The organism is Variovorax sp. VaC1, assembly GCF_043658315.1.
Lineage (GTDB): Bacteria > Pseudomonadota > Gammaproteobacteria > Burkholderiales > Burkholderiaceae_C > Variovorax.
The window spans coordinates 237,918-264,165 of sequence record NZ_JBIGLT010000008.1 but is presented as its reverse complement, the minus strand read 5'-3'; the positions used below and the strand labels follow the sequence as shown (position 1 = coordinate 264,165).

The window sequence follows — 26,248 nt, the reverse complement described above, 5'->3', positions numbered from 1 at the left end:
AGACGCGGTGTGTCTCCGGAACCACGAGTTTTAGCACGGTCGTGCTGTGAAACGGTGTCCGCGCGGCGACAAGCCGTGACAACGGTGCGCTGGCCAGGGCGGAATCGGGGGCACGGATAATCCCGCCTCCCATGAAGAACATCGTGATCCTGATTTCCGGCGGCGGCTCCAACATGGCGGCCATCGTGCGCGCCGCCGAGCGCGACCGCTGGGCCGACCGATTCGGCGCGCGCATCGCGGCGGTCGTGAGCAACAAGGCCGAGGCGGGCGGGCTGGCGCTGGCCAGGTCGCATGGCATCGACACCGCCGTCGTCTCCCATAAGGACTTCGCCACCCGCGAGGCCTTCGACGAGGCGCTGGCGAAAGTTGTCGACGGCTACACGCCGACGCTGGTGGTGCTGGCGGGGTTCATGCGCATCCTGACACCGGGCTTCGTCGGGCGTTATGCCGTCCGGCTGGTGAACATCCATCCTTCGCTGCTCCCGGCATTTCCGGGGCTCCATACGCACCAGCGCGCCATCGAGGCCGGCTGCAAGGTGGCCGGCGTGACCGTCCACCAGGTGACCACCGAACTCGACCACGGGCCGATCCTGGCGCAGGCCGTGGTGCCCGTGCTGCCAGGCGACACGGCGGCCACGCTGGCGGGCCGGGTGCTGGCGCAGGAACACCTGTTGTATCCACGTGCCATCGCCGGATGGCTGGCAGATACATCGGGTCACATTCGCTAATTTTGTTTATATTCGCGGGTTTTCCGGGAGTTTGAAGTGAAAACCCAATCGCTGCTGCTGACCGTTGCCGGTGCCGCCCTGTTGGCGGCCTGTGCCGCTCCGGCGCCCGCACCCGCTCCGGCGCCCGCGCCGCCGCCAGAACCGGTCTACCAGTGCAACGCGGACGGCGCCCGGTTCGCCGTCGGCCAGCCATTGACACCTCAACTCGAAGCCGCCGCCCGTGTGCGCGCCGGCGCCGGCGTTGTGCGCGTGCTGAAGCCGGACGAAGCGGCCACGACGGAATTGAATGGCGGGCGACTCAATCTCGATGTCGACGCGCGCAACCGCGTCACCGACGTCCGCTGCGGTTGATGGAAACGGTTGCTATTGAAAATATAGCAACCCACGAAGGCAGGACGCCCGCAACAGGCCTGCCGGACTAGATCGGGGTGAACCTTCGCCGCAGCGTGCCGTCGATCTCGACGGTTTCGCCAAACATCGCGGCAGGCCGGACCCAGAGTCCATGGGCACCATACAAGGCGCGGTACAGCGTCATCGGCTCCAGGGTTTCGCTGTGGCGCACGGTGCCGATCACCTCGTATTCGCCGCCTTTGTAGTGGCGATAGCGGCCGGGAGGTGTTTCGATCAGGGGTGGCAGGTCGTCGTCGTTCAACGGGGGCTTCTTTCTTCAAAAACTGTCGGGTCTTGATTTGACGGAGGCGGATGGATCGCGCTGATTTTGTTCACCTGGTTCGGCTGAGCGAGCATGCCAGTGCGGACGACAGCGCGCGCTATCGCCGTGGCGTCGCGGCCTTTGCCGCGCTCGGCTACCTGTGGGTGCTGGGTTGCCTCGGGCTCGCGGTGGGCATCATTGTCTGGGTGATTTCGTCGTTCGATCGCGAGCGCTTCGGTTTGATGCGGGGCTGGCTCCTGTTGTTTGCCGCCGGCTTGCTGTGGGCCACGGTGCGGGCGCTCTGGGTGCGCTTCGAGGAGCCCGAGGGCCAGGAGCTTTCCCGCGAAGACGCGCCCGCGCTCTTCGAGGCGCTGGACCGCATCCGCGCCAGGATCAAGGGGCCGCCGGTTCACCACGTCTACCTGGACGACGAATTCAACGCCAGCATCCGGCAGGTGCCGCGCTTCGGGCTGTTCGGCGGCGCGGTCAATTCCCTGAGCATCGGCCTGCCGCTCTTGATGATGCTGGACCGACGCCGGCTGCTGTCGGTGCTGGCGCATGAATATGGCCACCTGCGCGGCAACCACGGTAAGCTGAGCGCCTGGATCTATCGCACGCGGTTGTCGTGGCTCAAGCTCGACGCCAACCTGCAACGCGACGAAGGCGTGATGGCGCTTTTCTCGCAGGCCTTCTTCCGCTGGTATTTCCCGCGCTTTGCCGCCAAGACCTTCGCGCTCGCGCGGCAGGACGAGTACGAGGCCGACCGCATTTCAGGCCGGCTGCTGGGCGCGCCGGTGGCGGCCGCCGCGCTGACCGAGATCGCGATCAAGGGCAACTGGTACGCCAACGAGTTCTGGCCCTGGCACTGGGCGCGCGCTGAGCACGAGCCGCAGCCGCCCGGGCCGTTCGCCGCCTTGCGCAAGCGCGTCCGCACGCCGCCGAGCGATGAATTCGCGCGCCAGGCGCTGCGCGACGCAATGCGCCGTGTCAGCGATCTGGACGACACCCATCCGGTCTTGCGCGACCGGCTGGAGGCGCTGGACCAGAAAGCCGTCTTGCCCGAATGGTCGGTGCGGCCGGCGCTGGAACTGCTGGCCGATCGCAAGAAGTGGATCGAGTATTTCGACAACCAGTGGCGCCGCGCGCATGCCTCCGACTGGAAGCAGCACCACGCGCACAGGTCGCGCATCCGCGAGCGCATCGCCGTGCTCGCGGCGCGTGGCGAGCACAACACGCCCGATGAAATGGTCGAGTGGGCCGATTCGGAGCGGCGCCTCGACCCGTCGGCGCCCGTGCGAACCCGCTATGAAAGCGCCTTGAGGATCGCGCCGGAACACCCGGGCGCGCTGCGCGGGCTGGTTCAGATGCTGCCGGCCAGTGATCGCGCCACACGCCTCGCTGTGCTGGAGCGGCTGCACCAGTCCGGCGCCGCCAGCCGCTGGTGGGCGGCGAAGAGCGCCGTCGCCACGCTCGAAGACCCCGATGCCGGCGTGCACGACGAAGAAGCGCTCAAGCTCTGGCGTGGCCGGTTGAAGGACGCCGAAGAAGCCGAGGCGCGCGCCTGGGAGGAGATTACCGGCACGCCCTTTTTCAGCCAGATTTCGCGGCACGACCTGAACGACTACGAGTTGGGGGAACTGCGGGCCGACCTCGTGCGCTGCCTGCCCGCGTCGCGGGCCTGGCTGGTGCGCAAGAACCTGCGCGAATTTCCGTGGCGGCGCGCCTACATCGTGTTCATCGAACTGCCGGGTCTGGACGACGACGACCGCTGGCAACTGTGCCGCCAGCTGGAGCACACCCTGACCTTGCCGGGTGCTGCGCTGGTGCTGTGGGTCGGCCATTCGCCCACCCTGGAAGACATCGAGCGGCAGGCTTTCGGAACGCTCTGGACACGCCAGGCGTAGCGCTTCGGGTCGCGGGGCCGGCTGGCTGAGACAATCGGGGGATGCACCCCAAAGCCCTGTTGGAGGCCACCGCCGATCTGGTGGGCCTTGTCCTGAAATTCGATCACCCCGCCGACCAGGTCGTTTCGCGCTTTTTCCGCGACCACCGCGAGTTCGGCCCACGCGAGCGCGCGACGCTTGCCGAGACTGTCTACACCGTGCTTCGCAAGAAGCTGCTGTTCGATCACCTCTCGCCTTCGGGCAGCGGCTCGAAAGAGCGCCGCATGGCGATCCTGGGCTTTTACGGCCCGCGCGATTTTCTGAAGAGCGCCCTCAACGACACCGAGAAGCGCTGGCTCGACAACTGCGACGCCGTCAAGCCGGAAGACCTGCTCGAGCGCCATCGCCACAACCTGCCCGAGTGGCTGGTGGCACCGCTCAAGGCCCAACTGGGCGACGGTTTCTGGCCGCTGGTCGAAAGCCTGCAGCAGCCGGCGCCGCTCGATCTGCGCGTCAACGTGCTGACCGATAAACGGGCCGATGTGAAGGCGGAGCTTGCGAAGGCTGCTATCAAATCGGAAGCGACACCGTTTTCTCCCTGGGGCTTGCGCATCGACGGCAAGCCGGCGCTGACCAAGCTGGATGCTTTTGCCCGCGGCGCCGTCGAGGTGCAGGACGAAGGCTCGCAACTGTTGGCGCTCGTGCTGGATGCCAAGCGCGGCGAAATGGTGGTCGACTTTTGCGCCGGAGCTGGCGGCAAGACGCTGGCCATCGGCGCGACGATGCGCAATACCGGCCGTCTCTATGCCTTCGACACCTCGGCGCATCGGCTCGATGCGCTCAAGCCGCGGCTTGCGCGCAGCAAGCTCTCGAACGTTCATCCGGCCGCGATCGCCCATGAGCGCGACGACCGCGTCAAGCGGCTGGCCGGCAAGATCGACCGCGTGCTGGTCGATGCGCCTTGTTCGGGGCTGGGTACGCTGCGGCGCAATCCGGACCTGAAATGGCGTCAGTCGCTCAAATCGGTCGAGGAATTGACGGTCAAGCAGACGGCGATTCTCCAGAGCGCGGCACGGCTCGTGAAATCGGGCGGCCGGCTGGTTTACGCCACCTGCAGCGTGCTGCCGGAGGAAAACGAAGCCATCGCCGAGGCCTTTGGTGCCGCCAACCCCGATTTCGAGCCGATGGACGCCGCGGAACTGCTTCAGGGGCTCAAAGTGGAGGGTTTCGAGGCGCTTTGCGCTGGCGGATCGGATGGCCGGCGCTACCTGCGGCTGTGGCCGCATCGCCATGCCACCGACGGTTTCTTCGCCGCGGTGTGGAACCGCAAATAGGCAGGGGACTCCAATCTAGGGTTAATCAGTGCTTTTCTGGAAGGGTAAAAGGCCTCGTTTTGGCCCTCCCGTCTTAAAATCGCCGGTTATCTAAAGGCTGCACCTTCGTGTGGCCATGGAGTACCTGACTCAATGTTGCTTCCTGACTCTGCCGTTCTGAATGCGGCCATCGAATGGCTCGGACACGGCTTGTGGGATCTCACATGGTGGCAAATCGTGTTGTACACGCTCGTCACCACGCACATCACCATCGCGGCGGTCACGATTTTCCTGCACCGCACGCAGACGCACCGGGCCATGGATCTGGGCCCGATCCCCTCGCATTTCTTCCGCTTCTGGCTGTGGCTCGGCACCGGCATGGTGACCAAGGAATGGGTTGCCATTCACCGCAAGCACCACGCCAAGTGCGAAACCGTCGACGATCCGCACAGCCCGCAAGTCAAGGGCATCGACGAAGTGCTCTGGCGCGGCGCCGAGCTGTATCGTGCCGAGTCGAAGAACAAGGAAACGATGGAGCGCTACGGTCACGGCACCCCCGATGACTGGATCGAGCGCAACCTCTACACGCGCTACAGCTGGCAAGGTGTCGGCCTCATGCTGGTCATCAATCTGGCGCTGTTCGGCACGCTCGGCATGGCCGTGTGGGCTGTGCAGATGCTCTGGATTCCGATCACTGCCGCCGGCATCATCAACGGCATTGGCCACTACTGGGGCTATCGCAACTTCGAGGCGCCCGATGCCAGCCGCAACATCATGCCCTGGGGCCTGATCATCGGTGGCGAAGAGCTGCACAACAACCACCATACCTATCCGACCTCGGCCAAGTTCTCGGTCAAGAAGTACGAGTTCGACATCGGCTGGATCTACATCCAGATGATGCAGAAGATCGGCTGGGCCAAGGTCAAGAAGGTGCCGCCGAAGATGCAGATGGGCGATATCCAGCCTGTTGCCAACGAAAAGACGCTCGAGGCCGTCATTGCCAACCGCTATGAAGTCATGGCTGGCTATGCCCGCGAGATGCGCCGTGCTACGAGCCAGGAGCTGGAGGCGCTGAAGACCAAGGGTGCCGACCTGTCGGTGCTCAAGGCGGCCAAGCGCTGGCTGCATCGGGACGACGACAAGGTGCCTGCATCGGCTCGCTCGCATGTCGTGCAGGCTCGCGCCGCTCACCCCGTGCTCGACAAGATGGTCACGATGCGCGAAGAGCTGCGTCAGCTCTGGCTGAACACCTCGCAGTCGCGCGAGCAACTGGCGGCTGATCTGGCGGCCTGGTGTCATCGGGCGGAAGCCAGCGGTATTGCCGGGCTGCGCGACTTTTCGACCCGCCTGCGCGCTGCACGCGCCTGACGCCAAGGAGGCTTACGCCCCGCTCAATTGAAAGCCGACCTGAGGGTCGGCTTTTTCATGCCCGCCGTATTCGGCTGTCTTTGGAGTAGGGTGGTGCAGGAAATGACGGGCAACAAAAAACCCGCTGGGTAAACAGCGGGTTTTTTGTTTGGGAAAACCGAGACTGAATTACTTCAGCTTGATTTCCTTGTATTCGACGTGCTTGCGCGCCTTCGGGTCGAACTTCATGATCGACATCTTTTCGGGCATCGTCTTCTTGTTCTTGCTGGTCGTGTAGAAGTGGCCGGTACCCGCGGTGGATTCCAGCTTGATCTTTTCGCGTCCGCCTTTGCTCGTTGCCATGATTCAGCTCCTTAAGCTTGGCCGCGTGCACGCAGGTCTGCGAGCACGGCGTCGATACCGTTCTTGTCGATCAGGCGCAGTGCAGCGCTCGAAACGCGCAGGCGAACCCAGCGGTTTTCAGTCTCGACCCAGAAACGGCGATATTGCAGGTTCGGCAGGAACCGGCGCTTGGTTTTGTTGTTGGCGTGGGAAACGTTGTTTCCGACCATCGGGCCTTTGCCCGTTACGTCGCATACGCGTGCCATGTGGACACTCTTTCTTGAACAGCTGGCACCGGCGCAATCGTGGCGATTGCAGGGTGTTTTGCAGCTTGACCTCGCCAGAAACGGGTGGCGGTACCCCGGTTTTGCCGCAATCCGACCCCGGTGGGAGGTGGACCCTGTTTCGGCAAAGCCTCGGATTATAGCTCTTTTGCCGCCTGCGCGATCCTGGGGCTGGAGCATTGCGATCCAGCTTGGCTGAACCGCAGGTTTCGCAGAAAAGGCGAAGTGCCGCCGGAGGCGGCGCGCAGCGTGGACCGCGTTGGCTTACTGCTCTTCGAGGAAGCGCTGTGCGTCGAGTGCCGCCATGCAGCCCGTACCGGCGCTCGTGATGGCCTGGCGATAGATGTTGTCTTGCACATCGCCGGCCGCGAACACGCCGTGCACGCTGGTCATGGTCGCGAAGCCCTTCAGGCCCGAGCGTGTCACGATGTAGTTGTCCTTCATCTCCAGCTGGCCCTGGAAGATGTCGGTGTTCGGATGGTGGCCGATGGCGATGAAGCAACCCTTGAGATCGATCTGCTCGGTCGCGCCGGTTTGCGTGTTCTTGATGCGGATGCCCGTCACGCCCGTACCGTCGCCCAGCACCTCGTCGAGTTGGTTGTGCAGCTTCAGCACGATCTTGCCTTCGGCCACTTTTTCCATGACCTTGTCGATCAGGATCGGTTCGGCGCGGAACTTGTCGCGGCGATGAACCAGCGTGACCTTGTTGGCGATGTTGGAGAGGTAAAGCGCTTCTTCCACAGCCGTGTTGCCGCCGCCGATCACGCAGACTTCCTGTTCGCGGTAGAAGAAGCCGTCGCAGGTCGCGCACGCGGAAACGCCGCGGCCCATGAACTTCTCTTCCGAATCGAGGCCCAGGTATTTGGCGGATGCACCGGTGGCGATGATCAGCGAATCGCAGGTGTAGGTGCCGCTGTCGCCGGTGAGGGTGAAGGGGCGCTTGCTCAGGTCGACCTTGTTGATGTGGTCGAACACGATCTGCGTCTTGAAGCGCTCCGCGTGCTCCAGGAAGCGTTGCATCAGCTCCGGGCCTTGCACGCCGTGCACGTCGGCCGGCCAGTTGTCGACTTCGGTGGTCGTCATCAGTTGACCACCTTGGGCGATGCCGGTAATGAGCAAAGGCTGAAGGTTTGCGCGCGCTGCGTAGACAGCGGCGGTATATCCGGCCGGGCCGGAGCCGAGAATTAAAACCTTGGCGTGTTGGGGAGCAGACATGAGTAGAAAACCTAGGATATACGCTGCTTCAGCGTGTACATTTTCAGGGTGGTAGCGATATATGTGGAGTATCACCGCTCGGTTCAACACCGGGTGCACGGTGTTTTCAATGCGCGCGATTGTAGTAATCCATTGGCTTGTCTTTTGGACCCCTCCGCGCGCTGTAGCAGGGATTGATAAATGTCGATGCTGTCCAACCTTGAATTGCTTCGGCGCGTTCCTTTGTTCGCGTCGCTGACTGCCACGCAGTCCGCAAGCATCGCGGATGCGATCATCAAGAAGCGTTTCAAGCGTGCTGAAGTTGTCGTGGAGCAGGGCAAGAAGTCCGATGCGCTCTACATCATCCTGACTGGTCGCGCTCGCGTCACCAGCGCCGACAGTCGCGGCCGGGAAGTGATCCTGGCCACGCTGCATCCCGGCGATTACCTGGGCGAAATGAGCCTGATCGACGACGAGCCGCATTCGGCCACCGTCCGCACCGAAATCCAGTGCGACGTGCTCATGCTGGGCCGCGACGCCTTTGCGCGCTGCCTGCCCGAGAACTCCTCGATGGCCTACAACATCATGCGCGGCCTGGTGCAGCGCCTGCGTCACGCCGATCGCAAGATCGAGTCGCTGGCGCTGATGGACGTCTATGGCCGCGTGGCGCGCTCGCTGCTCGAATTCGCCGTCGAGGACGGCGCGGGCAACCTCAAGGTCCGCGACAAGATCTCCCGTCAGGATCTGGCCAAGATGGTCGGCGCCTCACGCGAAATGGTGAGCCGCGTGATGAAAGACCTCGAAGAGCGTGGCTTCGTGCAGACCCAGGATGACGGCTCCATGATCGTCAAGGAACGGCTCCTGTCTCTCGCCTGAGCCTCCGGGGCCGGGCCGGCTTCGGGCGGCCGGGCCTTTTGTTGTAGTGTTCGTGCGTCCGGCTCCCGATTTTTTGGGTCGGGCGCCGTGTTTTTCATGACCTATTCGCTCAATACGCTTCAATCTTCTTCTGCTGCCGAAGGGCAACCTGTGCGCGTGCGCGCCATGCGCTTCGCCCACGAAATCACGCTGATTGCAGGGTTTGCGGCGCTGTTGTTCTGGCTGCTCGCGATGCTGAGCTTCACGCCCTCCGATGCCGCGTGGTCAACCTCGGGCACCGGTGGCGACATCAAGAATTGGGGTGGCCGCATCGGCGCGTGGCTGGCTGACGGCAGCTATTTCCTGGCGGGCTATTCCGTCTGGTGGTGCCTCGCCGCAGGCTTGCGCGCGTGGCTCTCGTCGTTGGCGAGCTGGCTGCGCGGCGGCGAAGAGGCTCCTGCCGAACAGCCTGTGAAGGGGCGCTTCAACCGCAGCCGCATCGCATTCTGGTTCGGCCTCATCCTGTTGCTGTGCGCGAGCACGATGCTCGAGTGGTCGCGCCTGTACCGCCTCGAATCCCATCTGCCCGGCTCTGGCGGCGGTGCTTTGGGCTACTTGGTGGGGCCGTCGAGTGTCCGCTGGATGGGCTTCACGGGCTCCGCGCTGGTGGCCATCGCCCTCGGCGTGGTCGGCTCGGCGCTGGTGTTCCGTTTCTCGTGGAGCCTGATTGCGGAGCGCATCGGCGCGCGCGTCTATTCGCTGTTCGAGTCGCGTCGCGAAAAGCGCGAAATGGCGGCCGATATCGCCATGGGCAAGCAGGCCGCCCGCGAGCGTGCCGAGGCCGACGAACCGGCCTTCACGCGCGGCGATTCGGGCAAGGGCAGCGAACCGTCGTCCACGAATTTCGAATCGCCTGTGTTCGGCGACGGCGAGGACGACATCCACATCGAGCCGCGCCCCAAGCGCCGTGTCGCATCACCGCCCGTGCAGATCGAGCCCGCGATGACCGAAGTGCCCAAGAGCGATCGCGTCGTCAAGGAGCGCCAGAAGCCGCTCTTCAAGGAACTGCCCGACAGCAAGCTGCCGCAGGTCGATTTGCTCGATGCCGCGCTGGTGCGCCAGGAAACGGTGTCGCCTGACACGCTCGAGATGACCTCGCGCATGATCGAGAAGAAGCTGAAGGATTTCGGCGTCGAAGTGCGCGTGGTGCTGGCTTCGCCGGGCCCGGTGATCACGCGCTACGAAATCGAGCCCGCTACCGGCGTCAAGGGCTCGCAGATCGTCAACCTCGCCAAAGACCTCGCGCGTTCGCTCTCGCTGGTGTCGATCCGCGTGGTCGAGACCATCCCGGGCAAGAACTACATGGCGCTCGAGCTCCCGAACGCCAAGCGCCAGTCGATCAAGCTCAGCGAAATCCTGGGCTCGCAGGTCTACAACGAAGGCAAGTCGATGCTCACGATGGGCCTCGGCAAGGACATCATCGGCAACCCCGTGGTGGCCGACCTCGCGAAGATGCCGCACGTGCTGGTGGCCGGTACCACCGGTTCGGGCAAGTCGGTGGGTATCAACGCCATGATCCTGTCGCTGCTCTACAAGGCCGAGGCACGCGATGTTCGCTTGCTGATGATCGACCCGAAGATGCTCGAAATGTCGGTCTACGAAGGCATTCCGCACCTGCTGGCGCCCGTGGTCACCGACATGCGACAGGCTGCACACGGCCTGAACTGGTGTGTGGCCGAGATGGAGCGCCGCTACAAGCTCATGAGCAAGCTCGGCGTGCGCAACCTGGCCGGCTACAACACCAAGATCGACGAAGCCAAGGCGCGCGAGGAGTTCATCTACAACCCCTTCAGCCTCACGCCCGACGATCCGGAACCGCTGCGCCGCGAGCCGCACATCGTCGTCGTGATCGACGAGCTGGCCGATCTGATGATGGTCGTCGGCAAGAAGATCGAAGAGCTCATTGCCCGCCTCGCGCAGAAGGCGCGCGCCGCCGGCATCCACCTGATCCTGGCCACGCAGCGTCCCAGCGTCGACGTGATCACCGGCCTGATCAAGGCCAACATCCCCACCCGCATCGCCTTCCAGGTGTCGAGCAAGATCGACAGCCGCACCATCCTCGACCAGATGGGCGCCGAAGCATTGCTCGGCATGGGCGACATGCTCTACATGCCCAGCGGCACCGGCTTGCCGGTGCGCGTGCACGGCGCCTTCGTGAGCGACGAGGAAGTGCACCGCGTGGTCGCCTACCTGAAGAGCCAGGGCGAACCTGACTACATCGAAGGCGTGCTCGAAGGCGGCACCGTCGATGGCGATGGTGACGGCGACATGCTGGGTGGTGGCGGCGACGCCGAGAAAGATCCGATGTACGACCAGGCGGTCGAGGTCGTGCTCAAGAACCGCAAGGCCAGCATCTCGCTGGTGCAGCGCCATCTGAAGATCGGCTACAACCGCGCCGCGCGCCTCGTCGAAGACATGGAGAAGGCCGGATTGGTCAGCGCCATGAGCGGCAGCGGCCAGCGCGAAATCCTGGTGCCCGCGCGCACGGAGTAATTCGCGAGGCGGGTTATCGGTATTCAGGTTACTTGCTGAAAAGCAATTTGCAAAAACACGCAAGAGGCGTCGCAAATCTTCATGAAGACCTGCACCGGCCTCAATTGGCTGCGTGTAGGGTCGATGCCAGGCATCACAGCTTTTCCGAGGAATTCAAATTGAAATTGCGTCATTGGCTATTGATCGGCCTTCTTTGTTCCGCCAACGCTTGGGCCGGCGGGCTTGAAAGCCTCGAGACCTTCGTGAAGACGGTCAAATCGGGCCGCGCCGATTTCACCCAGACCGTGACGGCGCCCGCGCGCGAAGGGCAACCGGGCCGCGTCAAGACATCGACCGGCACCTTCGAATTCCAGCGCCCCGGCAAATTCAAGTTCGACTACCAGAAGCCCTTTGCGCAAACCATCGTGGCCGACGGCAAGACGCTGTGGCTCTACGACGCCGACCTGAACCAGGTCACGCAGCGGGCCCAGGCCCAGGCGTTGGGTTCGACCCCCGCGGCATTGATTGCCGCCGCGCCCGATCTGCGTGCGTTGCAGGCCGATTTCGTGCTGGAAGCCGCGCCCGAGCGCGATGGCCTGCAGTGGATCAAGGCCACACCGAAGAACAAGGATGGCCAGCTGCAAAGCGTGCAGGTCGGTTTTCAGGGCGACGCCCTGGCGGCGCTTGAAATTCTCGACAGCTTCGGCCAGCGCTCGGTGCTGAAGTTCAGCAAGGTCGAGGTGAATCCGTCGCTGCCCGCGAGCGTGTTCGACTTCAAGGCGCCTGCCGGCGCGGATGTCGTCAAGCAATAAGAAACCAGAAACAAGAGAAGTACAGCAGGCTTGGCCACCGCGCACCAACCCCTCGCCGAGCGCCTGCGTCCGAAGACGCTGGGCGAAGTGATTGGCCAGCAGCATCTGCTGGGGCCGGGCATGTCCCTGCGCATTGCCTTCGAGTCGGGCCAGCCGCACTCGTGCATTCTCTGGGGGCCTCCGGGCACCGGCAAGACCACCATCGCGCGGCTCATGGCCGATGCCTTCGATGCGCAGTTCCTGAGCATCAGCGCCGTGCTCGGCGGCGTGAAGGACATCCGCGAAGCCGTGGAGCGTGCAACAGCGGCGCGCGATGGTTTGGAGCAGCAGCGCACCATCGTCTTCGTCGATGAAGTGCACCGCTTCAACAAGAGCCAGCAGGATGCCTTCCTGCCGCATGTGGAGTCGGGCCTTTTCACCTTCATCGGCGCCACCACCGAGAACCCTTCGTTCGAGGTCAACTCGGCGCTGTTGTCGCGGGCGGCTGTCTATGTGCTGCAGTCGCTCAACGAAGACGACCTCAAGCAGATCGTCATGCGCGCCCAGGCGATACAGGCCGTGCCGGCCATCGACGATGCGGCGGTCGGCCGCCTGGTTGCCTATGCAGACGGCGATGCGCGCCGGCTGCTCAACACGCTGGAGACACTGGCCATTGCGGCCCGTGCCGAGAAGCTGGGCCACATCACCGACGAATGGCTCCTGCGTGTGCTCGGCGAGCGCATGCGCCGCTATGACAAGGGCGGCGAGCAGTTCTACGACACCATCAGCGCGCTGCACAAGTCGGTGCGTGGCAGCGACCCGGATGCCGCGCTCTACTGGTTCGTGCGCATGCTCGATGGCGGTGCCGATCCGCGCTACATGGCACGCCGGCTGGTGCGCATGGCGAGCGAAGACATCGGCCTGGCCGATCCGCGTGCGCTGCGGCTGGCGCTCGATGCGGCCGAGGTCTACGAACGCCTGGGCACGCCCGAAGGCGAACTGGCACTGGCCGAATGCGTGGTCTACCTTGCGATCGCGCCCAAGTCGAACGCGGTCTACAAGGCCTACAACGAAGTGCGCGCCCTCATCAAGAAGGACAGCACCCGCCCGGTGCCGATGCACCTGCGCAACGCGCCGACCAAGCTCATGAAGGAGCTCGACTACGGTAAGGGTTACCGCTATGCGCACGACGAAGAGGGCGGTTTCGCTGCCGGCGAGCGTTACCTTCCCGAGGGGTTGGAAGGCCAGGTTTTCTATGAACCGGTCGAGCGCGGACTCGAGATCCGCATCGGAGAAAAGCTGCGCGAACTGCGCCGCCTGAACGCCGAGCGAGACGACTGATACTGTCTTGCAACATGCGCTCAGGCAGCGCATGACCTCACGCGCATACAGCATGAGGTGAGCGGGTAAACCCCGGTCAACACGCACCAAATCAGCGCTGGTGCGTGACTACAATCCCGCCCACAAATCCGCCAGCGACACATGTTGGCTGGTTTTTTGCTTGTCAAGCCAAGGGCGCCAAACCGGTGCCTCGGTGGGTGAATGGCACCCCGCATCGGTGCAACACATAGGGAATCGCGTTATGGAAATATTGCTGCAGCAGATCATCAACGGTCTGGTCCTGGGCAGCATGTATGCCTTGATAGCCTTGGGCTACACCATGGTGTACGGCATCATCAATCTGATCAACTTTGCGCACGGGGAAGTGCTGATGGTGGGGGCACTCACCAGTTGGACCATCATCGGACTCATGCAGGACGCAATGCCCGGAACGCCCGGCTGGCTGATCCTCTTCATCGCGCTGATCATTGCCTGCATCGTCGCGGCAACCCTCAATTTCGTGATCGAGAAAGTGGCCTACAGGCCGCTGCGCAACAGCCCCAAGCTTGCTCCGCTCATCACCGCCATCGGCATGTCGATCCTGCTGCAGACGCTGGCAATGATCATCTGGAAGCCGACCAACAAGGCTTACCCCAACCTCTTGCCGACCGACCCGATCCACCTGGGCGGCGCAGTCATCTCTCCCACGCAGGTCATGATTCTCAGCGTCACGGCGTTCTCGCTCGTGGTGCTGATGTGGGTGGTCAACTACACCAAGCTCGGCCGCGCGATGCGCGCCACCGCCGAGAACCCGCGCGTTGCGGCGCTCATGGGCATTCGCCCCGACATGGTCATCTCGGCCACCTTCATCATCGGCGCCATCCTCGCGGCCATCGCCGGTGTGATGTACGCCTCCAACTACGGCATCGCACAGCACGCGATGGGCTTCCTGCCTGGCCTGAAGGCCTTCACCGCGGCGGTGTTCGGCGGCATCGGCAACCTCGCGGGTGCGGTGGTCGGCGGCATCCTGCTGGGCCTCATCGAAGCCATCGGCTCCGGCTACATCGGCACCCTCACGGGTGGTGTGCTGGGCAGCAACTACAGCGACATCTTCGCGTTCATCGTGCTGATCGTCATGCTCACGCTGCGGCCCTCGGGCCTGCTCGGCGAGCGCGTGGCGGACCGTGCCTGAGGAGCGACGCATCATGAAGAACAGCAAGAACCTCGCTCTTTACATCATCGGCGCCATCGCCGTGCTTGCACTGCCGCTGCTGCTGCAGATGCAGGGCAACGCCTGGGTGCGCATCGCCGACATCGCATTGCTCTACGTGCTGCTCGCACTGGGCCTGAACATCGTGGTCGGCTACGCCGGCCTGCTCGACCTGGGCTACGTTGCCTTCTTCGCGGTGGGCGCCTATCTCTTCGCGCTGATGGGCTCGTCGCACCTGACCGAGACCTTCCCGTGGTTCGCGCAGATGTTCCCGAACGGCATGCACACCTCGCTGCTGATCGTGGTGCCGCTGGCGCTGGTGGTGGCCGGTTGCCTTGGCGTGCTGCTCGGCGCGCCCACGCTCAAGCTGCGCGGCGACTACCTCGCCATCGTCACGCTCGGCTTCGGCGAAATCATCCGCGTGTTCCTGAACAACCTCGACCAGCCGGTGAACATCACCAACGGTCCGAAGGGCATCACCGCGATCGACTCCATCAAGTTCTGGGGCCTCGACCTCGGCAAGGCCTGGAAGTTCGATGGCTTCTCGATCTCGTCGGTGTCGCTCTACTACTACCTGTTCCTTGCGCTGGTGGTTGCCACGGTGATCATTTCGCACCGCCTGCAGATCTCGCGCATCGGCCGCGCCTGGATGGCGATCCGCGAAGACGAGATCGCCGCCAAGGCCATGGGCATCAACACCCGCAACATGAAGCTGCTGGCCTTCGGCATGGGCGCCAGCTTCGGTGGCGTGTCGGGCGCGATGTTCGCGGCCTTCCAGGGCTTCGTGTCGCCCGAGTCCTTCAGCCTGATGGAGTCGGTGATGATCGTCGCGATGGTCGTGCTCGGCGGCATCGGGCACTTGCCCGGCGTCATCCTCGGTGCCGTGCTGCTGGCTGCGTTGCCCGAAGTGCTGCGCTACGTGGCCGGCCCGCTGCAGTCGATGACCGACGGCCGCCTCGATGCATCGATCCTTCGCCAGCTCTTCATTGCGCTGGCCATGATCATCATCATGCTGCTGCGTCCGCGCGGCCTCTGGCCTTCGCCGGAGCATGGCAAGACGCTGACCAAGAAGGGCGGCGTGCCCGTCGATCCTGCCCATGCGGCCGTGGCACCGGGCTCGCTGCAAACCCATGCGCCGGGCATCGACACGCCGGCCGATGAATTACCGGGCCCGGCTTCGCGTCCCATGTCCATCAATCCGTGAGCGCAGGAGACACAGACATGACGACAGACACCATCCTCGACGTTCGCGGTATCTCCAAACGCTTCGGCGGGCTGCAGGCCCTCTCGGACGTGGGCATCACCATCAAGCGCGGCCAGGTCTACGGACTCATTGGCCCCAATGGCGCGGGCAAGACGACCTTCTTCAACGTGATCACAGGGCTCTACACGCCCGACAGCGGCACCTTCGAGCTGGCCGGCAAACCCTACCAGCCGACGGCCGTGCACGAAGTGGCCAAGGCCGGCATTGCGCGCACCTTCCAGAACATCCGCCTCTTCGCTGAAATGACGGCGCTGGAGAACGTGATGGTCGGCCGCCACATCCGCACGAAATCGGGCGTGTTCGGCGCCATGCTGCGCACCGGAAGCTTCAAGGCCGAAGAGGCCGCCATCGCCAAGCGCGCGCAAGAGCTGCTCGACTACGTGGGCATCGGCAAGTTTGCCGACTACAAGGCCCGCACGCTGTCGTACGGCGACCAGCGCCGCCTGGAGATCGCCCGCGCGCTAGCCACCGACCCGCAACTCATTGCGCTCGACGAGCCTGCCGCCGGCATGAACTCGACCGAGAAGGTCCTGCTGCGCGAGCTGATCGACCGCATCCGCAAGGACGACCGCACGATCCTGATCATCGAACACGACGTCAAGCTCATCATGGGCCTGTGCGATCGCGTCACCGTGCTGGACTACGGCAAGCAGATTGCCGAAGGCACCCCGGTCGACGTGCAGAAGAACGAGAAGGTGATCGAGGCTTACCTCGGCACCGGAGGACATTGAGATGACGACGATGACGAGCGAAGCAGAAACCCTGGCCACGGCCGCGCAGGCCAAGGCCACCGGCAAGACGCTGCTGAAGGTCAACGGCCTGAAGGTGGGTTACGGCGGCATCCAGGCCGTCAAGGGCGTGGACTTCGAGGTTCGCGAAGGCGAGCTGGTGTCGCTGATCGGCTCCAATGGCGCCGGCAAGACGACCACCATGAAGGCCATCACCGGCACGCTGCCTGCGGGCGCGGGCCACATCGAATTTTTGGGCCGCAGCATCAAGGGGCGCGGCGCCTGGGACCTGGTGGAAGAGGGGCTCGTGATGGTGCCGGAAGGCCGTGGCGTGTTCACGCGCATGACCATCACCGAGAACCTGCAGATCGGTGCTTACATCCGCAAGGACAAGGCGGCCATTGCCAGCGACATGGAGCGCGTGTTCGTCACCTTCCCGCGCCTGCGCGAGCGCAAGGATCAGCTGGCCGGCACCATGTCGGGCGGCGAACAGCAGATGCTGGCCATGGGCCGTGCGCTGATGGCGCGCCCCAAGGTGCTGCTGCTCGACGAGCCCACGATGGGCTTGTCGCCGATCATGTGCGACAAGATCTTCGAAGTGGTGCAGACCGTGGCCTCGCAAGGCGTCACGATCCTGCTGGTGGAGCAGAACGCCAACCGCGCACTGCAACTGGCCGATCGTGGCTATGTGATGGAGTCGGGCCTCATCACCATGAACGGTGACGCCAAGGAACTGCTGCGCGACCCGCGCGTGCGTGCTGCGTACCTCGGGGAGTAAGCGAATGAAGGGCCGCGCGGCCTTTCACTGAGCGCCACCGCCATCGTTCGGCAGTGAGCTTCAAGGCCGCCGTGCGGCGGCCTCTCTGTCAGTTATCAGTCGACCTTTGCGCCCGTTGCCTTCACGACCTTCTCGTACTTGGCCAGTTCGCTCTTCATGAAGGCGCCGAACTGTTCGGGAGAACTGCCCACGGGCTCGGCGAGCAGCGAGGCGAAGCGGGTCTTCGTTTCCGGCGCATTCAGCGCGGCGACAAAGGCCTGATTGAGCTTGACGATCACGTCGTGCGGCGTGCCCGCCGGCGCCACCAGGCCCCACCAGGTGTCGATCGAGAAGCCCTTGAGCGTGTCGGCCACGGGTGGCACCTCGGGCAGCGAACTGCTGCGCTGCAAGGTCGTCACCGCAATCGCTTTCAGCTTGCCCGAGCGGATGTTCGGCGCCGCGGTCGCCAGGTTGTCGAAGTTGAAATCGACCTGCCCGGAAATCAGTGCCAGCTGCGCCGGGCTGCCGCCGTTGTACGGAATGTGCACCGCGAAGATGCCGGCCTCCTTCTTGAACAACTCGCCCGCCAGATGGCCGGCACTGCCGTTGCCGCCGCTGCCGTAGTTGAGCTTGGCGGGGTTGGCCTTGGCGTAGCGGATCAGGTCGGCCACGGTGTTGATGTTCAGGCGCCTGGCGGTGTCGGCGTTCATCACCAGCACGTTGGGCACGCGGACCATCTGCGTGATCGGCGCGAAGTCGGTCGCGGCGTTGAACGGGATCTTGTTGTACAGCCACGGGTTGACCGCATTGGTGGCGGTGGCCGCGATGCCGATCGTCAGGCCGTCGGCGGGCGCCTTCGCCACGGCGTCGGCGCCGATGTTGCCGCCCGCACCCGGCTTGTTGTCGATGATGACCGGGCCCAGCGTGTCCTTGACGCGTTCGGCCAGGATGCGTGCCGTGTTGTCGATCGGGCCGCCCGCTGCGTACGGAACCACAAGGCGGATCGGGCGTTGCTGCTGGGCATTGGCCGGGCCGGCACCCAGCAGGGTGGTGGCGCTGGCAAGCAGGGTCAGGAGGAAGTGTCGCGTTTTCATTTTTTTCTCGGATCTCAACATCTCATGGGCGCAGGAACACTGCGGAGCAGGCCTCTGCGGGCCGTCGGTGTTGTCCCTTGTCAGGTGTTGCGGCGCGACGTGCGCGTCGTCGGTCAGGGGATGGCCTTGTCGGCCTCCGTGGTGAATGCGTCGGCAAAGAACTCTTCTTCGGGCAGGCCCGCCAGCGCCACGTAGTCGCGCTTGGCCGAGTCGACCACGATGGGCGCGCCGCAGGCATAGACCTGATGGCCCGAGAGGTCCGCAAAGTCTTCCAGCACAGCCTGGTGAACGAAGCCGGTGCGGCCCGTCCAGTTGTCTTCGGGCGTGGCGTTCGAAATCACCGGCACGTAGCGCAGGTTCGGCATCTCGGCCAACTGGTCGCGCACCCATGCGTCCATATAGAGGTCTTCGGGCCGGCGGCCGCCCCAGTAGAGCGTGGCAGGCCGTTCGATGGCCTTGAATTTCATGTGCTCCAGCAGCGCCTTGATCGGCGCGAAGCCCGTGCCCGAAGCCAGCAGGATCAGCGGCTTGTCGGAGTCCTCGCGCAGGAAGAAGCTGCCGAAGGGGCCTTCGATGCGCAGGATTTCCTTTTCCTTCATGGCGCCGAACACATGGTCGGTGAACTTGCCACCGGGCAGATGCCGCAGGTGCAGCTCGATGCCCGTGCCCGGCTGGCTCAGCGTGTGTGGCGCATTGGCCATCGAGTAGCTGCGGCGCGCACCGTCGCGCAGGATGAACTCCACATACTGGCCCGCATGGAACTGCAGCGGTTCGCCTGCAGGGAGTTGCAGGCGCAGCATGATCACGTCGTGCGACTGGCGGGTGAGGGCCTGCACCCGCACCGGCATCTTGCGGATCGGGAGTGCCCCGGCCTCGGTCACCTGGCGCGATTCGAGGACCACGTCGCTCTTGGCATGGGCGCAGCAGGTCAGCACGAAGCCCGCGAGCTGTTCCTCGGCGCTCAGGGCCTTGCTTTGATGCGGGCCGAGGACGACCTCGCCCGAGAGCTTCTTGCACTTGCAGGAGCCGCAGGCGCCGTCCTTGCAGCCATAGGGCAGGCCGATGCCTTGCCGGATGCCGGCCGCGAGGATGGTCTCGTCGCCCTGCACCACGAAATGGCGCCCGCTGGGCTCGACGGTGATGGAAAAGCCCGCTTCATGCGGTGCTGCAGCAGTCATCGGTATTCTTCGGCTTGTTTTCAGCCTGGGTCTGAAAGAGAAAGGAAACGGGATTTTGCCTTCAATCAATAGTCCCTCCGGCGCGCTGCCGGCGAGGTTCCGGCGCGAGCGCCTCCTGATCGTCGGTTGCGGCGACGTGGGCCAGCGCGTCGCGCGCGATCTGCGGGGGCGCATGCAACTGGTGGCGCTCACTTCGTCGACCGACCGGGTGGCCGCCTTGCGCGCAGCAGGAATCCTGCCGCTGGTGGGCAATCTGGATGACGCGAAGACGCTGCGCCGCCTGGCCGGCATCGCCACGCGCGTGCTGCACCTGGCGCCGCCCGCACGAGACGGCGGCACCGCCTGGTGGCGCGACCAGCGCACCACGGCACTGGCGCGTGCGTTGCGTTTGCGTTCGGCGCCGGCCGTTTTCGTGTACGGCTCGACCAGTGGCGTGTATGGCGACTGCGGCGGCGCGCGCGTGAGCGAAACACGCGCCGTGCGGCCCGATACGCCGCGTTCCCACCGGCGCGTCGACGCCGAACGTGCCGTGCGTTGGCTCGGCCGCAGCGCCGGCGTGCGCGCGAGCATCCTGCGCATTCCTGGCATCTACGCGCCGGATCGCGAGAACGGCACGCCGCGCGGGCGCCTGCAGCGCGGCACGCCCGTGCTGCGGCGCGAGGACGATGTCTACACCAGCCATATCCATGCCGACGATCTGGCGCATGCCTGCGAGGCCGCGTTGTTCCGAGGCCGGCCGCAGCGCATCGTGCATGCGTCGGACGACACCGAGCTGCGCATGGGCGACTACATGGACTTGGCCGCCGATCTGTACGGCCTGCAGCGCCCGCCGCGCGTGGCCCGCGATGAGGCCGAGCGGCAGTTGCCCCTGCAACTGCTGAGCTTCATGGGGGAATCGCGCCGGCTCGACAACGCACGGCTCAAGAAGGAGCTGCGCGTGCGGCTGGCGCACCCGACCGTGCACACCGGCCTGATTTGACGAAGAGAGACGAGGCAGCCAATGAGCGAGCGCATCACCCGTGTCCCTGACGGCCATCCCGAATTCGGGTCGACGGCCGTCTTTGACGCTTTCAAATACTCCGCGGGCGTCAAGGCTGGCGGCTTGCTGTTCGTGGCGGGGCAGATCGGCGTTCGGCCAGATGGCAGCGTGCCCGAGACGGCTGCAGAGCAGGCGGACTGGGCCTTCAGGCGGCTGGGTGTGGTGCTCGAGGCCGAAGGGCTGGGGTTTCGCGACCTCGTGGAGATCGTCACGTACCACGTGAACATCGACAGCCAACTGGCCGGCTTTCGCGAAGTGAAAGATCGCTACATCCAGCAGGACTATCCGGCCTGGACGATCCTGGGTGTGGCCGCGCTGGCGCGGGCTTCGTTGCTGGTGGAGATACGAGCCGTGGCGGCTCTGAAAGCCTGATGCCGATGGATGCGAACAGAGCGACTGTCGCCTTGGGCGCAGAAGAAGATATGGTGCGGGGCCGGGATCGAGCCCGCACGCCTTTTTGCGGGCTTCTCGTTTCTTGCGCGCGAACGGGAATTCGCAATCTGGACTGCTGCCATACTGGCACCTTTTAACATCATTACAAAACGCCTCACATGCAGATCGAATGGTTCACCTCGGTAGACGGTGTTATGCAAAGATTTAGCGAGTTGCGTGGTCAAGCGCAGGTCGCCCAAGAAACCGCCTATCGCGAGAAAAAGATGCGGGGCTGGTGTCCCTCCTGTCAGCGCGAGACGAACATGCACTTGGTCGAAACGCCGGATGGAGGATGGACGAATCTTCGCGAGGCACTTTTTTGTGAGTGTGGCCTCAATTCGCGGATGCGCATGATCATGAGTGCCGTCGAGAAATACCCACCATCCGGGCGGTTTCTGATGTTCGAGCGGGTTACGCCGCTGTTCGGCCGCATGCAGGAGCGCTATCCCTTCGTCGAAGGCTGCGAGTACTTTGGCGACGACGTGGCCCCTGGTGAGATTCGTCAGGCACACGGGATCGATGTGCGACACGAGAACATGCTCAACCTGTCGTACTCTGATCGCACATTTCGCTATGTTTTCCACGGCGACGTGCTGGAGCACGTGCCGGACATGCATGTAGCGCTGCGTGAATGCCATCGAGTGCTCGAGCCAGGAGGAACGCTCCTGTTCACCTGCCCCGTGTTCAATTTTCGCAAGCACAACGTGCGTGCCGTTGTCGAAAACGGGAAGCTCCGGCACATCTTGGAGCCTGCATATCACGGGAACCCAATGGACCCGAATGGCGCGTTGGTTTTTGCAGAGCCCGGACTCGAGCTGTTGGATGATCTACGCCGAGCAGGATTCGCCGTCGCAGAGCTGGGTTTGGCGTTCAACCCAGATCAAGGGATCCTGCGTGACGGCAATCCCTACGACGACTACAACATGTGGCCCATCATCTTCAAGGCCATGCGAGCGAACTGAAGTTGAAGCCCGCAGGCCGCATGGCAATCAGCTGAACAGCCGGCGCCAGAGCGAGGTAGGCTTGTTGGCTGCTTCGCCAACCCTGATCTCGGCCGGCGGGATGTTGAAGTCCGCAACCGCGAACGATTCCTTGTGGTCGAAGTCGACCCGGTCGTGGATCACTCGGTACGCGCCTGCCGCTTGCTCGTACTGCCATGGAGCATCAATCGGAGCGTCGCCGCTCGGGTTGAAAAACCTATCTTGATGGTAGACGGGGGCGCCGATGGGTGTCGTGTGCATGACCAGGCTGAAGCGGCTCTTCGTCATGTCTGCAATGGGGCCGCCACCATGCGGCAACTGCGGATGCCAGATGATCGTGTCGCCAGCGTTGACGTAGAGGGATTCCAGCTCGAGCCCGGCATCCTTGCACTGCTGATCCACCTGACCTTGATAGTCCATCCAGAGATCGTTGGACATCGATGGAATGTTGTCCAGCGAGCCAAATAGCCGCATCGCAATATCTTCCCGATCAAGTTCGGGAAGCTTGTGGCCGCCTCGATATACCTGAAGTGCCCCGTTCGCAGGGGTCGCGTCTTCCAAGGCAGTCCAGACGCCGAAATAGAAGTACTCCGGACGTGTGGCGAAGAGCGGGGTATCCCGGTGTGGCGGCTGAGCAGAGCCACGCTCGTAGAAAAGTGACGTATACAGGCAAGGTGTCGCACCCCATAGCGCCTGCTGTACACGGTAGGCGAGCCGATTGGAGGCGAACAACTCGAACAGTTCCGGCATCGCCACGTGGAGATTGACGATCCGGGGGTAGTGCCCGTCCTTGTCCAAGAACTTCTGGAACTTGTCGGGATTCGCGCCAGCGAAGAGCCGGAAGCGCGCAATCAACTGCTCGCATCGCTCTTTGCTGATGCCGCCTCGGATGATGGCGAAGCCGTTGTCGATCATGCTCTGAGCATGTGGCCGAATGTCAGCGTCAAGGGACGCGAGCTTTGTCGGAATTTTCGATTCGTCCATAAACCACGGGCGGACCTGGGACTTGACAGCGTTCTCTATTTGCATGGCTGATTTGATATTGGCGACGGGGCAGAGTATGCCCCGCAAATCGGTTTTTTTGCTTGGTCAAAACGCGTATTCGAGGCGCTCGGCGGTGACCGTTGGGTTAAACCGCTTGGCATGCTGAGCGGCACTGGCTTATTGATGTTGCGCTTGAACTTGGGCTAAAGAAGCACCACGGGTGCATACATATCTTCTGTGCGCCGACGACATACCGTCCATGCAACTGGAGTGGCCAGTCTACGACTCGTCGAAATACTGCAGCTCATTGCCCGCAAGTGTTGCCTGTTGGCCTGTCTCCTATGGCACCGGCCTGACCGGCTCCAAGCAAAGCTCTATTCGGCTCCTTCTCATTCTTTGGGCACTATCGGGCCACGGCTCATCGTCCCGAGAAGCCAAAGGCCAGGGCGAAGATGCATGCTCGGACCCGTTGGCGCTGTCTAAATTCACCGGAAATGATCTGGGATGAAAACACGGACAACATGCTCGCATCTTCTGGATTGCCGTTTGCGCATATCGGCTGCAGCGGTGGCGCTATCGCCTCTTTGCTGTTGGGGACACCGCCTGCGGTCTGTTGTGCCGCACGGTGCCGGGGAAGCGTCCGCGCAGCCACCGCAGTCCGTCGTCGCCGTCGAGTGAGGGGATCTGGCGCGCATCGCGGATGAATGCGGTTCTGCAGGTGTTACCTGCGGACACCATGTCGAGTCCGGCAAGGCCTGAGCCATCGGTGTCGCAAGGCCAAGCTCCAAGCAACACCGAACCGAACAGCCAAGACAGCGCACAAGCCATCAGAAAAAGACGCGGATCACGCAGCATCAGAAGTGTGAACAAAACGTCACATGTCAGTCATCTGCGCCGACTAGTCTCGCCCGCACGCTCACCCGGGCCGCACAGCGGACGGCCGCTTTCCTGCCTTTTCGTTGCTGCTGTTGATCTCCCGTCACATGATCCGTACTTCCGCATCGGGCGGTGCCCTGACACTGTCCTGGTGCCTGGTCATGGCGCTGGTAATGTGCGCCGCCCACGCTGCTGCAGCGGCCGACGAAGTGGCAACCGACGCGGCACCTCTGCATTTCGACCTGTCGGTGCAGCCGCTGGCGCGCTCCCTTGCCGTCTTCGGCCAACTCACCGGTCACTCGGTGCTCGTCACCAGTCGCCTCACCGATGGCCGCGAGGCGTCGCCGGTGCAGGGCGACTTCACGCCGCGCGAAGCACTGCAACGCATGCTTGTCGGCACCGGGCTGGTGGCCCGCTACACAGGCGCCAGCGCGTTCACGCTCGTGCCGGTACAGGCGGCAACCGGTGTCCAGGGCGAACGCGCGCCGACGGGTACCGCCACGGCCGGCAATGCGCATGCCTTGCAGGCCTATGCGGCTGTCCTGCAGGGTGCGGTCACGCGCGTGCTGTGCATCGCGCAGCCCGACGCCTTCGGCCGCTACCGGCTCGCGATCCAGTTGTGGATCGACCCGGCAGGCGCCGTCGCCGATGCCCGCCTGCTCGAGGGCAGCGGCGTGCAGGCGCGCGACGCCACGGTGCTCGCGAGCCTGCGCACGCTCGGCCTGGATGCGCCGCCGCCGGCCGCGCTGCCGCAGCCCTTCACCCTCTTGCTGACCCCGCGTCCTGACCCGGCGCGCGATTGCCGGCCTTATCTGGATGCGCGCGGCGGGCGCGCCGCGGGCTGAGGCGTCGGCGCGATGTCCGAATCGATCAAGGCCTCGCTGCGCGCGCTGTTCCTGGCGCGCTATGCGCAGTTCCGCAAGCACCTGCACCACCGCCTCGGTTCGGAGGATCTCGCCAACGATGCGCTGCAGGAGGCCTACCTGCGCGTGGAGAACTCCACCGTGCGAAGTGCCGTGCGCTACCCCTCGGCCTATCTGTTCCGCATTGCGCTCAACGTCGCGGAAGACCAGCGCAAGAGCAACTCGCGGCTGCTGAGCGTGGGTGAGGTCGAGGCGCTGTACGACATGGCCGACGAGGCCGCCGATCCGGCGCGCGGCGCCGAGGCGCGCAACGAACTCGAGGCACTCGAGCGCGCATTGGCCGAGTTGCCGCGCCGTCGCCGCGCCATCGTGCTGGCCGCGCGCGTCGACGAGATGCCGCACAAGGACATCGCGGCGCGCTACGGCGTGTCGGCACGCACCGTCGAGAAGGAGCTGCGTGCCGGCCTGGAGCATTGCTGCGAGCGGCTTGGCAGAGATTTCATCCAACGCTTCGGTCCCGGCGCCGGAAAACAGTCTTCCCATGATGACAGCTGAAGAACCCGGAGCGACCGAGGCCATGAAGACCCTGCAACGCGAAGCGCAGGCCTGGGTGGTGCGGCTCGGCTCGCAGCAGGTGACCGAAGCCGACGGCCAGGCCTTCCGGCACTGGTGTGCGCGCAGCCGCGACCATGCGCAGGCCTTTGTGCAGGCGCGGCAGGTGTGGCAGGCCATGGCGCCGGCCGCACAGCGCATGCAGCAGCAACAACAGCAGCAGCAAGCGCGCGAGGCGACCCGCCGCCTGCCCGTGCCCATGCGTGGGCGCCGCGCCTTCCTGGGTGGCGCGGTGGCAGCGTCGGTTACCTACCTCGCGGTATCGCCGCCGCTGGCGCTGTGGCCGTCGGTTGTCGAGTGGGGTGACGACTATCACACCGCCACCGGCGAACAGCGCGAGGTCGCCATGGGCGACGGCGTGGTGCTGCAGATGAACACGCAGACGCGCATCAACCTGCGGCATGGTGCGGCGCAGGAACGTGCAGGCGAGGCCATCGAACTGGTGTCCGGCGAGGCCGAGGTGCTGGCCGATGGTCTGGCGTCGGCGCGCGTCACGGTGGCAGCGGGCGGCGGCGTGGTGTCGGCGACGCGCGCGCGCTTCAATATCCGCCACCTCGACGGCGAGGTTTGCGTGACTTGCCTTGCGGGACAGGTCAACGTGGCGCAAGGCACGCAGCATGCGCAGCTCGACGAGGGCCGGCAGCTGCGCTACGGCCCCGCCGGGTTCGGCGTCGTCACGGGCGTGGACACCGGTCCCGTCATTGCATGGCGCCGCCGCCAGCTCGTGTTCGACCAGGTGCCGCTGTCGCAGGTGGTGGCCGAGGTCAATCGCTACCGCCGCGGCCGGCTCATCCTCACGAGCGAGGCGCTGGGCCGCAGTCGCGTGCAGGCCAGTTTCTCCATCGACCGGCTGGACGACGTGGCTTTTCTCGTGCGCGATGTCTACGGCGCCGAACTCACGCAGTTGCCCGGTGGCATCGTGCTGCTGGGTGCTGCAAACGCCTGAGACGTGCCGGTGCGCGCGTTCGTGAAGATTTCGTGACATCGTGC

26 protein-coding genes are annotated in these 26,248 nt (G+C 64.3%); 19 read left to right on the top strand and 7 right to left on the bottom strand.

Annotated features, from left to right (window positions below):
• The first annotated feature begins 131 nt into the window (after positions 1 to 131).
• Together purN and ACGLHS_RS29080 are read left to right on the top strand one after the other, a co-directional pair.
• Entirely contained in the window at positions 132 to 728 is a 597-nt protein-coding gene (purN, locus tag ACGLHS_RS29085) for a phosphoribosylglycinamide formyltransferase (RefSeq protein WP_394485301.1), read from the top strand.
• A gap of 36 nt (positions 729 to 764) precedes the next feature.
• Positions 765 to 1,079 (top strand): I78 family peptidase inhibitor, encoded by a 315-nt coding sequence (locus ACGLHS_RS29080; RefSeq protein ID WP_093245871.1) that lies wholly within the window; start codon positions 765 to 767, stop codon positions 1,077 to 1,079.
• A gap of 67 nt (positions 1,080 to 1,146) precedes the next feature.
• On the opposite strand, the gene ACGLHS_RS29075 is transcribed toward ACGLHS_RS29080, so the two are convergent.
• A complete protein-coding gene (locus ACGLHS_RS29075) occupies positions 1,147 to 1,380 on the bottom strand; it encodes a DUF1653 domain-containing protein (RefSeq protein ID WP_093245869.1) in 234 nt (77 codons plus the stop codon).
• 50 nt (positions 1,381 to 1,430) lie between these two features.
• Here ACGLHS_RS29075 and ACGLHS_RS29070 point away from each other — a divergent pair, with 50 nt between their 5' ends.
• From ACGLHS_RS29070 to ACGLHS_RS29060, 3 genes are all read left to right on the top strand, one after another.
• Positions 1,431 to 3,284, top strand: coding sequence for a M48 family metallopeptidase (locus tag ACGLHS_RS29070; protein ID WP_394485300.1), 1,854 nt, complete (start codon positions 1,431 to 1,433; stop codon positions 3,282 to 3,284).
• 41 nt (positions 3,285 to 3,325) lie between these two features.
• On the top strand, positions 3,326 to 4,597 hold the full coding sequence (locus tag ACGLHS_RS29065) for an RsmB/NOP family class I SAM-dependent RNA methyltransferase (protein ID WP_394485299.1): 1,272 nt from the start codon (positions 3,326 to 3,328) through the stop codon (positions 4,595 to 4,597).
• A 132-nt stretch (positions 4,598 to 4,729) separates the two neighbouring features.
• Positions 4,730 to 5,944: a fatty acid desaturase gene (locus ACGLHS_RS29060; protein ID WP_093245863.1), complete on the top strand. Its 1,215-nt coding sequence runs from the start codon at positions 4,730 to 4,732 to the stop codon at positions 5,942 to 5,944.
• A 168-nt stretch (positions 5,945 to 6,112) separates the two neighbouring features.
• On the opposite strand, the gene rpmG is transcribed toward ACGLHS_RS29060, so the two are convergent.
• From rpmG to trxB, 3 genes are all read right to left on the bottom strand, one after another.
• Positions 6,113 to 6,286 carry a 50S ribosomal protein L33 gene (gene rpmG / locus ACGLHS_RS29055; RefSeq protein ID WP_007830291.1) on the bottom strand — a complete coding sequence of 58 codons (174 nt, stop codon included), beginning with the start codon at positions 6,284 to 6,286 and terminating at the stop codon, positions 6,113 to 6,115.
• An 11-nt stretch (positions 6,287 to 6,297) separates the two neighbouring features.
• Positions 6,298 to 6,531 (bottom strand): 50S ribosomal protein L28, encoded by a 234-nt coding sequence (rpmB, locus tag ACGLHS_RS29050; RefSeq protein WP_007830293.1) that lies wholly within the window; start codon positions 6,529 to 6,531, stop codon positions 6,298 to 6,300.
• 282 nt (positions 6,532 to 6,813) lie between these two features.
• Positions 6,814 to 7,764: a thioredoxin-disulfide reductase gene (gene trxB, locus ACGLHS_RS29045; RefSeq protein WP_394485298.1), complete on the bottom strand. Its 951-nt coding sequence runs from the start codon at positions 7,762 to 7,764 to the stop codon at positions 6,814 to 6,816.
• Between the two features lie 180 nt (positions 7,765 to 7,944).
• Here trxB and ACGLHS_RS29040 point away from each other — a divergent pair, with 180 nt between their 5' ends.
• From ACGLHS_RS29040 to ACGLHS_RS29005, 8 genes are all read left to right on the top strand, one after another.
• Entirely contained in the window at positions 7,945 to 8,619 is a 675-nt protein-coding gene (locus ACGLHS_RS29040; protein ID WP_093245859.1) for a Crp/Fnr family transcriptional regulator, read from the top strand.
• A gap of 96 nt (positions 8,620 to 8,715) precedes the next feature.
• Positions 8,716 to 11,151: a DNA translocase FtsK gene (locus ACGLHS_RS29035; RefSeq protein ID WP_394485297.1), complete on the top strand. Its 2,436-nt coding sequence runs from the start codon at positions 8,716 to 8,718 to the stop codon at positions 11,149 to 11,151.
• A 158-nt stretch (positions 11,152 to 11,309) separates the two neighbouring features.
• Positions 11,310 to 11,942 carry an outer membrane lipoprotein chaperone LolA gene (gene lolA / locus ACGLHS_RS29030; RefSeq protein WP_394485296.1) on the top strand — a complete coding sequence of 211 codons (633 nt, stop codon included), beginning with the start codon at positions 11,310 to 11,312 and terminating at the stop codon, positions 11,940 to 11,942.
• 30 nt (positions 11,943 to 11,972) lie between these two features.
• On the top strand, positions 11,973 to 13,262 hold the full coding sequence (locus ACGLHS_RS29025) for a replication-associated recombination protein A (protein WP_093245853.1): 1,290 nt from the start codon (positions 11,973 to 11,975) through the stop codon (positions 13,260 to 13,262).
• Between the two features lie 241 nt (positions 13,263 to 13,503).
• Positions 13,504 to 14,433, top strand: a complete 930-nt coding sequence (locus ACGLHS_RS29020; RefSeq protein WP_093245852.1) for a branched-chain amino acid ABC transporter permease — start codon at positions 13,504 to 13,506, stop codon at positions 14,431 to 14,433.
• A gap of 13 nt (positions 14,434 to 14,446) precedes the next feature.
• The gene (locus ACGLHS_RS29015) at positions 14,447 to 15,655 is read left to right on the top strand and encodes a branched-chain amino acid ABC transporter permease (protein WP_093245850.1); all 1,209 of its coding nucleotides are present in this window, start codon (positions 14,447 to 14,449) and stop codon (positions 15,653 to 15,655) included.
• Positions 15,656 to 15,672: 17 nt separating this feature from the next.
• Positions 15,673 to 16,446 carry an ABC transporter ATP-binding protein gene (locus ACGLHS_RS29010; RefSeq protein ID WP_093245848.1) on the top strand — a complete coding sequence of 258 codons (774 nt, stop codon included), beginning with the start codon at positions 15,673 to 15,675 and terminating at the stop codon, positions 16,444 to 16,446.
• Positions 16,447 to 16,456: 10 nt separating this feature from the next.
• Positions 16,457 to 17,221, top strand: coding sequence for an ABC transporter ATP-binding protein (locus ACGLHS_RS29005; protein ID WP_093246165.1), 765 nt, complete (start codon positions 16,457 to 16,459; stop codon positions 17,219 to 17,221).
• A 95-nt stretch (positions 17,222 to 17,316) separates the two neighbouring features.
• Here the strand turns inward: ACGLHS_RS29005 and ACGLHS_RS29000 are convergent, their stop codons facing one another.
• Positions 17,317 to 18,294 (bottom strand): Bug family tripartite tricarboxylate transporter substrate binding protein, encoded by a 978-nt coding sequence (locus tag ACGLHS_RS29000; RefSeq protein ID WP_394485295.1) that lies wholly within the window; start codon positions 18,292 to 18,294, stop codon positions 17,317 to 17,319.
• Between the two features lie 113 nt (positions 18,295 to 18,407).
• The gene (locus ACGLHS_RS28995) at positions 18,408 to 19,472 is read right to left on the bottom strand and encodes a CDP-6-deoxy-delta-3,4-glucoseen reductase (protein ID WP_394485294.1); all 1,065 of its coding nucleotides are present in this window, start codon (positions 19,470 to 19,472) and stop codon (positions 18,408 to 18,410) included.
• A gap of 55 nt (positions 19,473 to 19,527) precedes the next feature.
• On the opposite strand from ACGLHS_RS28995, the gene ACGLHS_RS28990 reads away from it, so the two are divergent.
• The 3 genes from ACGLHS_RS28990 (at position 19,528) to ACGLHS_RS28980 (ending at position 21,905) form a co-directional block, all read left to right on the top strand.
• Positions 19,528 to 20,451 carry an SDR family oxidoreductase gene (locus tag ACGLHS_RS28990; RefSeq protein ID WP_394485293.1) on the top strand — a complete coding sequence of 308 codons (924 nt, stop codon included), beginning with the start codon at positions 19,528 to 19,530 and terminating at the stop codon, positions 20,449 to 20,451.
• Positions 20,452 to 20,472: 21 nt separating this feature from the next.
• Positions 20,473 to 20,883 carry a RidA family protein gene (locus ACGLHS_RS28985; RefSeq protein WP_394485292.1) on the top strand — a complete coding sequence of 137 codons (411 nt, stop codon included), beginning with the start codon at positions 20,473 to 20,475 and terminating at the stop codon, positions 20,881 to 20,883.
• Positions 20,884 to 21,062: 179 nt separating this feature from the next.
• The gene (locus ACGLHS_RS28980; protein ID WP_394485291.1) at positions 21,063 to 21,905 is read left to right on the top strand and encodes a class I SAM-dependent methyltransferase; all 843 of its coding nucleotides are present in this window, start codon (positions 21,063 to 21,065) and stop codon (positions 21,903 to 21,905) included.
• A 27-nt stretch (positions 21,906 to 21,932) separates the two neighbouring features.
• On the opposite strand, the gene ACGLHS_RS28975 is transcribed toward ACGLHS_RS28980, so the two are convergent.
• Positions 21,933 to 22,838: a phytanoyl-CoA dioxygenase family protein gene (locus ACGLHS_RS28975; protein WP_394485290.1), complete on the bottom strand. Its 906-nt coding sequence runs from the start codon at positions 22,836 to 22,838 to the stop codon at positions 21,933 to 21,935.
• A gap of 1,052 nt (positions 22,839 to 23,890) precedes the next feature.
• Here ACGLHS_RS28975 and ACGLHS_RS28970 point away from each other — a divergent pair.
• The 3 genes from ACGLHS_RS28970 to ACGLHS_RS28960 are packed head-to-tail and all read left to right on the top strand — an operon-like array spanning position 23,891 to position 26,204.
• Positions 23,891 to 24,628 carry an STN domain-containing protein gene (locus ACGLHS_RS28970; protein WP_394485289.1) on the top strand — a complete coding sequence of 246 codons (738 nt, stop codon included), beginning with the start codon at positions 23,891 to 23,893 and terminating at the stop codon, positions 24,626 to 24,628.
• 12 nt (positions 24,629 to 24,640) lie between these two features.
• Positions 24,641 to 25,201: an RNA polymerase sigma factor gene (locus ACGLHS_RS28965; RefSeq protein WP_394485288.1), complete on the top strand. Its 561-nt coding sequence runs from the start codon at positions 24,641 to 24,643 to the stop codon at positions 25,199 to 25,201.
• 22 nt (positions 25,202 to 25,223) lie between these two features.
• On the top strand, positions 25,224 to 26,204 hold the full coding sequence (locus ACGLHS_RS28960) for a FecR family protein (RefSeq protein ID WP_394485286.1): 981 nt from the start codon (positions 25,224 to 25,226) through the stop codon (positions 26,202 to 26,204).
• The last annotated feature ends 44 nt before the right edge of the window (positions 26,205 to 26,248 follow it).

Excerpts from the sequence above, each read along its gene's own strand:
- ACGLHS_RS29065 (WP_394485299.1), top strand. The coding sequence starts at position 3,326 with ATGCACCCCAAAGCCCTGTTGGAGGCCACCGCCGATCTGGTGGGCCTT.
- ACGLHS_RS28975 (WP_394485290.1), bottom strand. The coding sequence starts at position 22,838 with ATGATCGACAACGGCTTCGCCATCATCCGAGGCGGCATCAGCAAAGAG.
- ACGLHS_RS29015 (WP_093245850.1), top strand. The coding sequence starts at position 14,447 with ATGAAGAACAGCAAGAACCTCGCTCTTTACATCATCGGCGCCATCGCC.
- ACGLHS_RS29000 (WP_394485295.1), bottom strand. The coding sequence starts at position 18,294 with ATGAAAACGCGACACTTCCTCCTGACCCTGCTTGCCAGCGCCACCACC.
- ACGLHS_RS28985 (WP_394485292.1), top strand. The coding sequence starts at position 20,473 with ATGAGCGAGCGCATCACCCGTGTCCCTGACGGCCATCCCGAATTCGGG.
- purN (WP_394485301.1), top strand. The coding sequence starts at position 132 with ATGAAGAACATCGTGATCCTGATTTCCGGCGGCGGCTCCAACATGGCG.
- ACGLHS_RS28995 (WP_394485294.1), bottom strand. The coding sequence starts at position 19,472 with ATGACTGCTGCAGCACCGCATGAAGCGGGCTTTTCCATCACCGTCGAG.
- ACGLHS_RS29010 (WP_093245848.1), top strand. The coding sequence starts at position 15,673 with ATGACGACAGACACCATCCTCGACGTTCGCGGTATCTCCAAACGCTTC.
- ACGLHS_RS29005 (WP_093246165.1), top strand. The coding sequence starts at position 16,457 with ATGACGAGCGAAGCAGAAACCCTGGCCACGGCCGCGCAGGCCAAGGCC.
- ACGLHS_RS28960 (WP_394485286.1), top strand. The coding sequence starts at position 25,224 with ATGAAGACCCTGCAACGCGAAGCGCAGGCCTGGGTGGTGCGGCTCGGC.
- rpmB (WP_007830293.1), bottom strand. The coding sequence starts at position 6,531 with ATGGCACGCGTATGCGACGTAACGGGCAAAGGCCCGATGGTCGGAAAC.
- ACGLHS_RS29060 (WP_093245863.1), top strand. The coding sequence starts at position 4,730 with ATGTTGCTTCCTGACTCTGCCGTTCTGAATGCGGCCATCGAATGGCTC.
- ACGLHS_RS28970 (WP_394485289.1), top strand. The coding sequence starts at position 23,891 with ATGATCCGTACTTCCGCATCGGGCGGTGCCCTGACACTGTCCTGGTGC.
- trxB (WP_394485298.1), bottom strand. The coding sequence starts at position 7,764 with ATGTCTGCTCCCCAACACGCCAAGGTTTTAATTCTCGGCTCCGGCCCG.
- ACGLHS_RS29035 (WP_394485297.1), top strand. The coding sequence starts at position 8,716 with ATGACCTATTCGCTCAATACGCTTCAATCTTCTTCTGCTGCCGAAGGG.
- rpmG (WP_007830291.1), bottom strand. The coding sequence starts at position 6,286 with ATGGCAACGAGCAAAGGCGGACGCGAAAAGATCAAGCTGGAATCCACC.
- ACGLHS_RS29040 (WP_093245859.1), top strand. The coding sequence starts at position 7,945 with ATGTCGATGCTGTCCAACCTTGAATTGCTTCGGCGCGTTCCTTTGTTC.
- ACGLHS_RS28965 (WP_394485288.1), top strand. The coding sequence starts at position 24,641 with ATGTCCGAATCGATCAAGGCCTCGCTGCGCGCGCTGTTCCTGGCGCGC.
- ACGLHS_RS28980 (WP_394485291.1), top strand. The coding sequence starts at position 21,063 with ATGCAGATCGAATGGTTCACCTCGGTAGACGGTGTTATGCAAAGATTT.
- ACGLHS_RS29070 (WP_394485300.1), top strand. The coding sequence starts at position 1,431 with ATGGATCGCGCTGATTTTGTTCACCTGGTTCGGCTGAGCGAGCATGCC.
- ACGLHS_RS29020 (WP_093245852.1), top strand. The coding sequence starts at position 13,504 with ATGGAAATATTGCTGCAGCAGATCATCAACGGTCTGGTCCTGGGCAGC.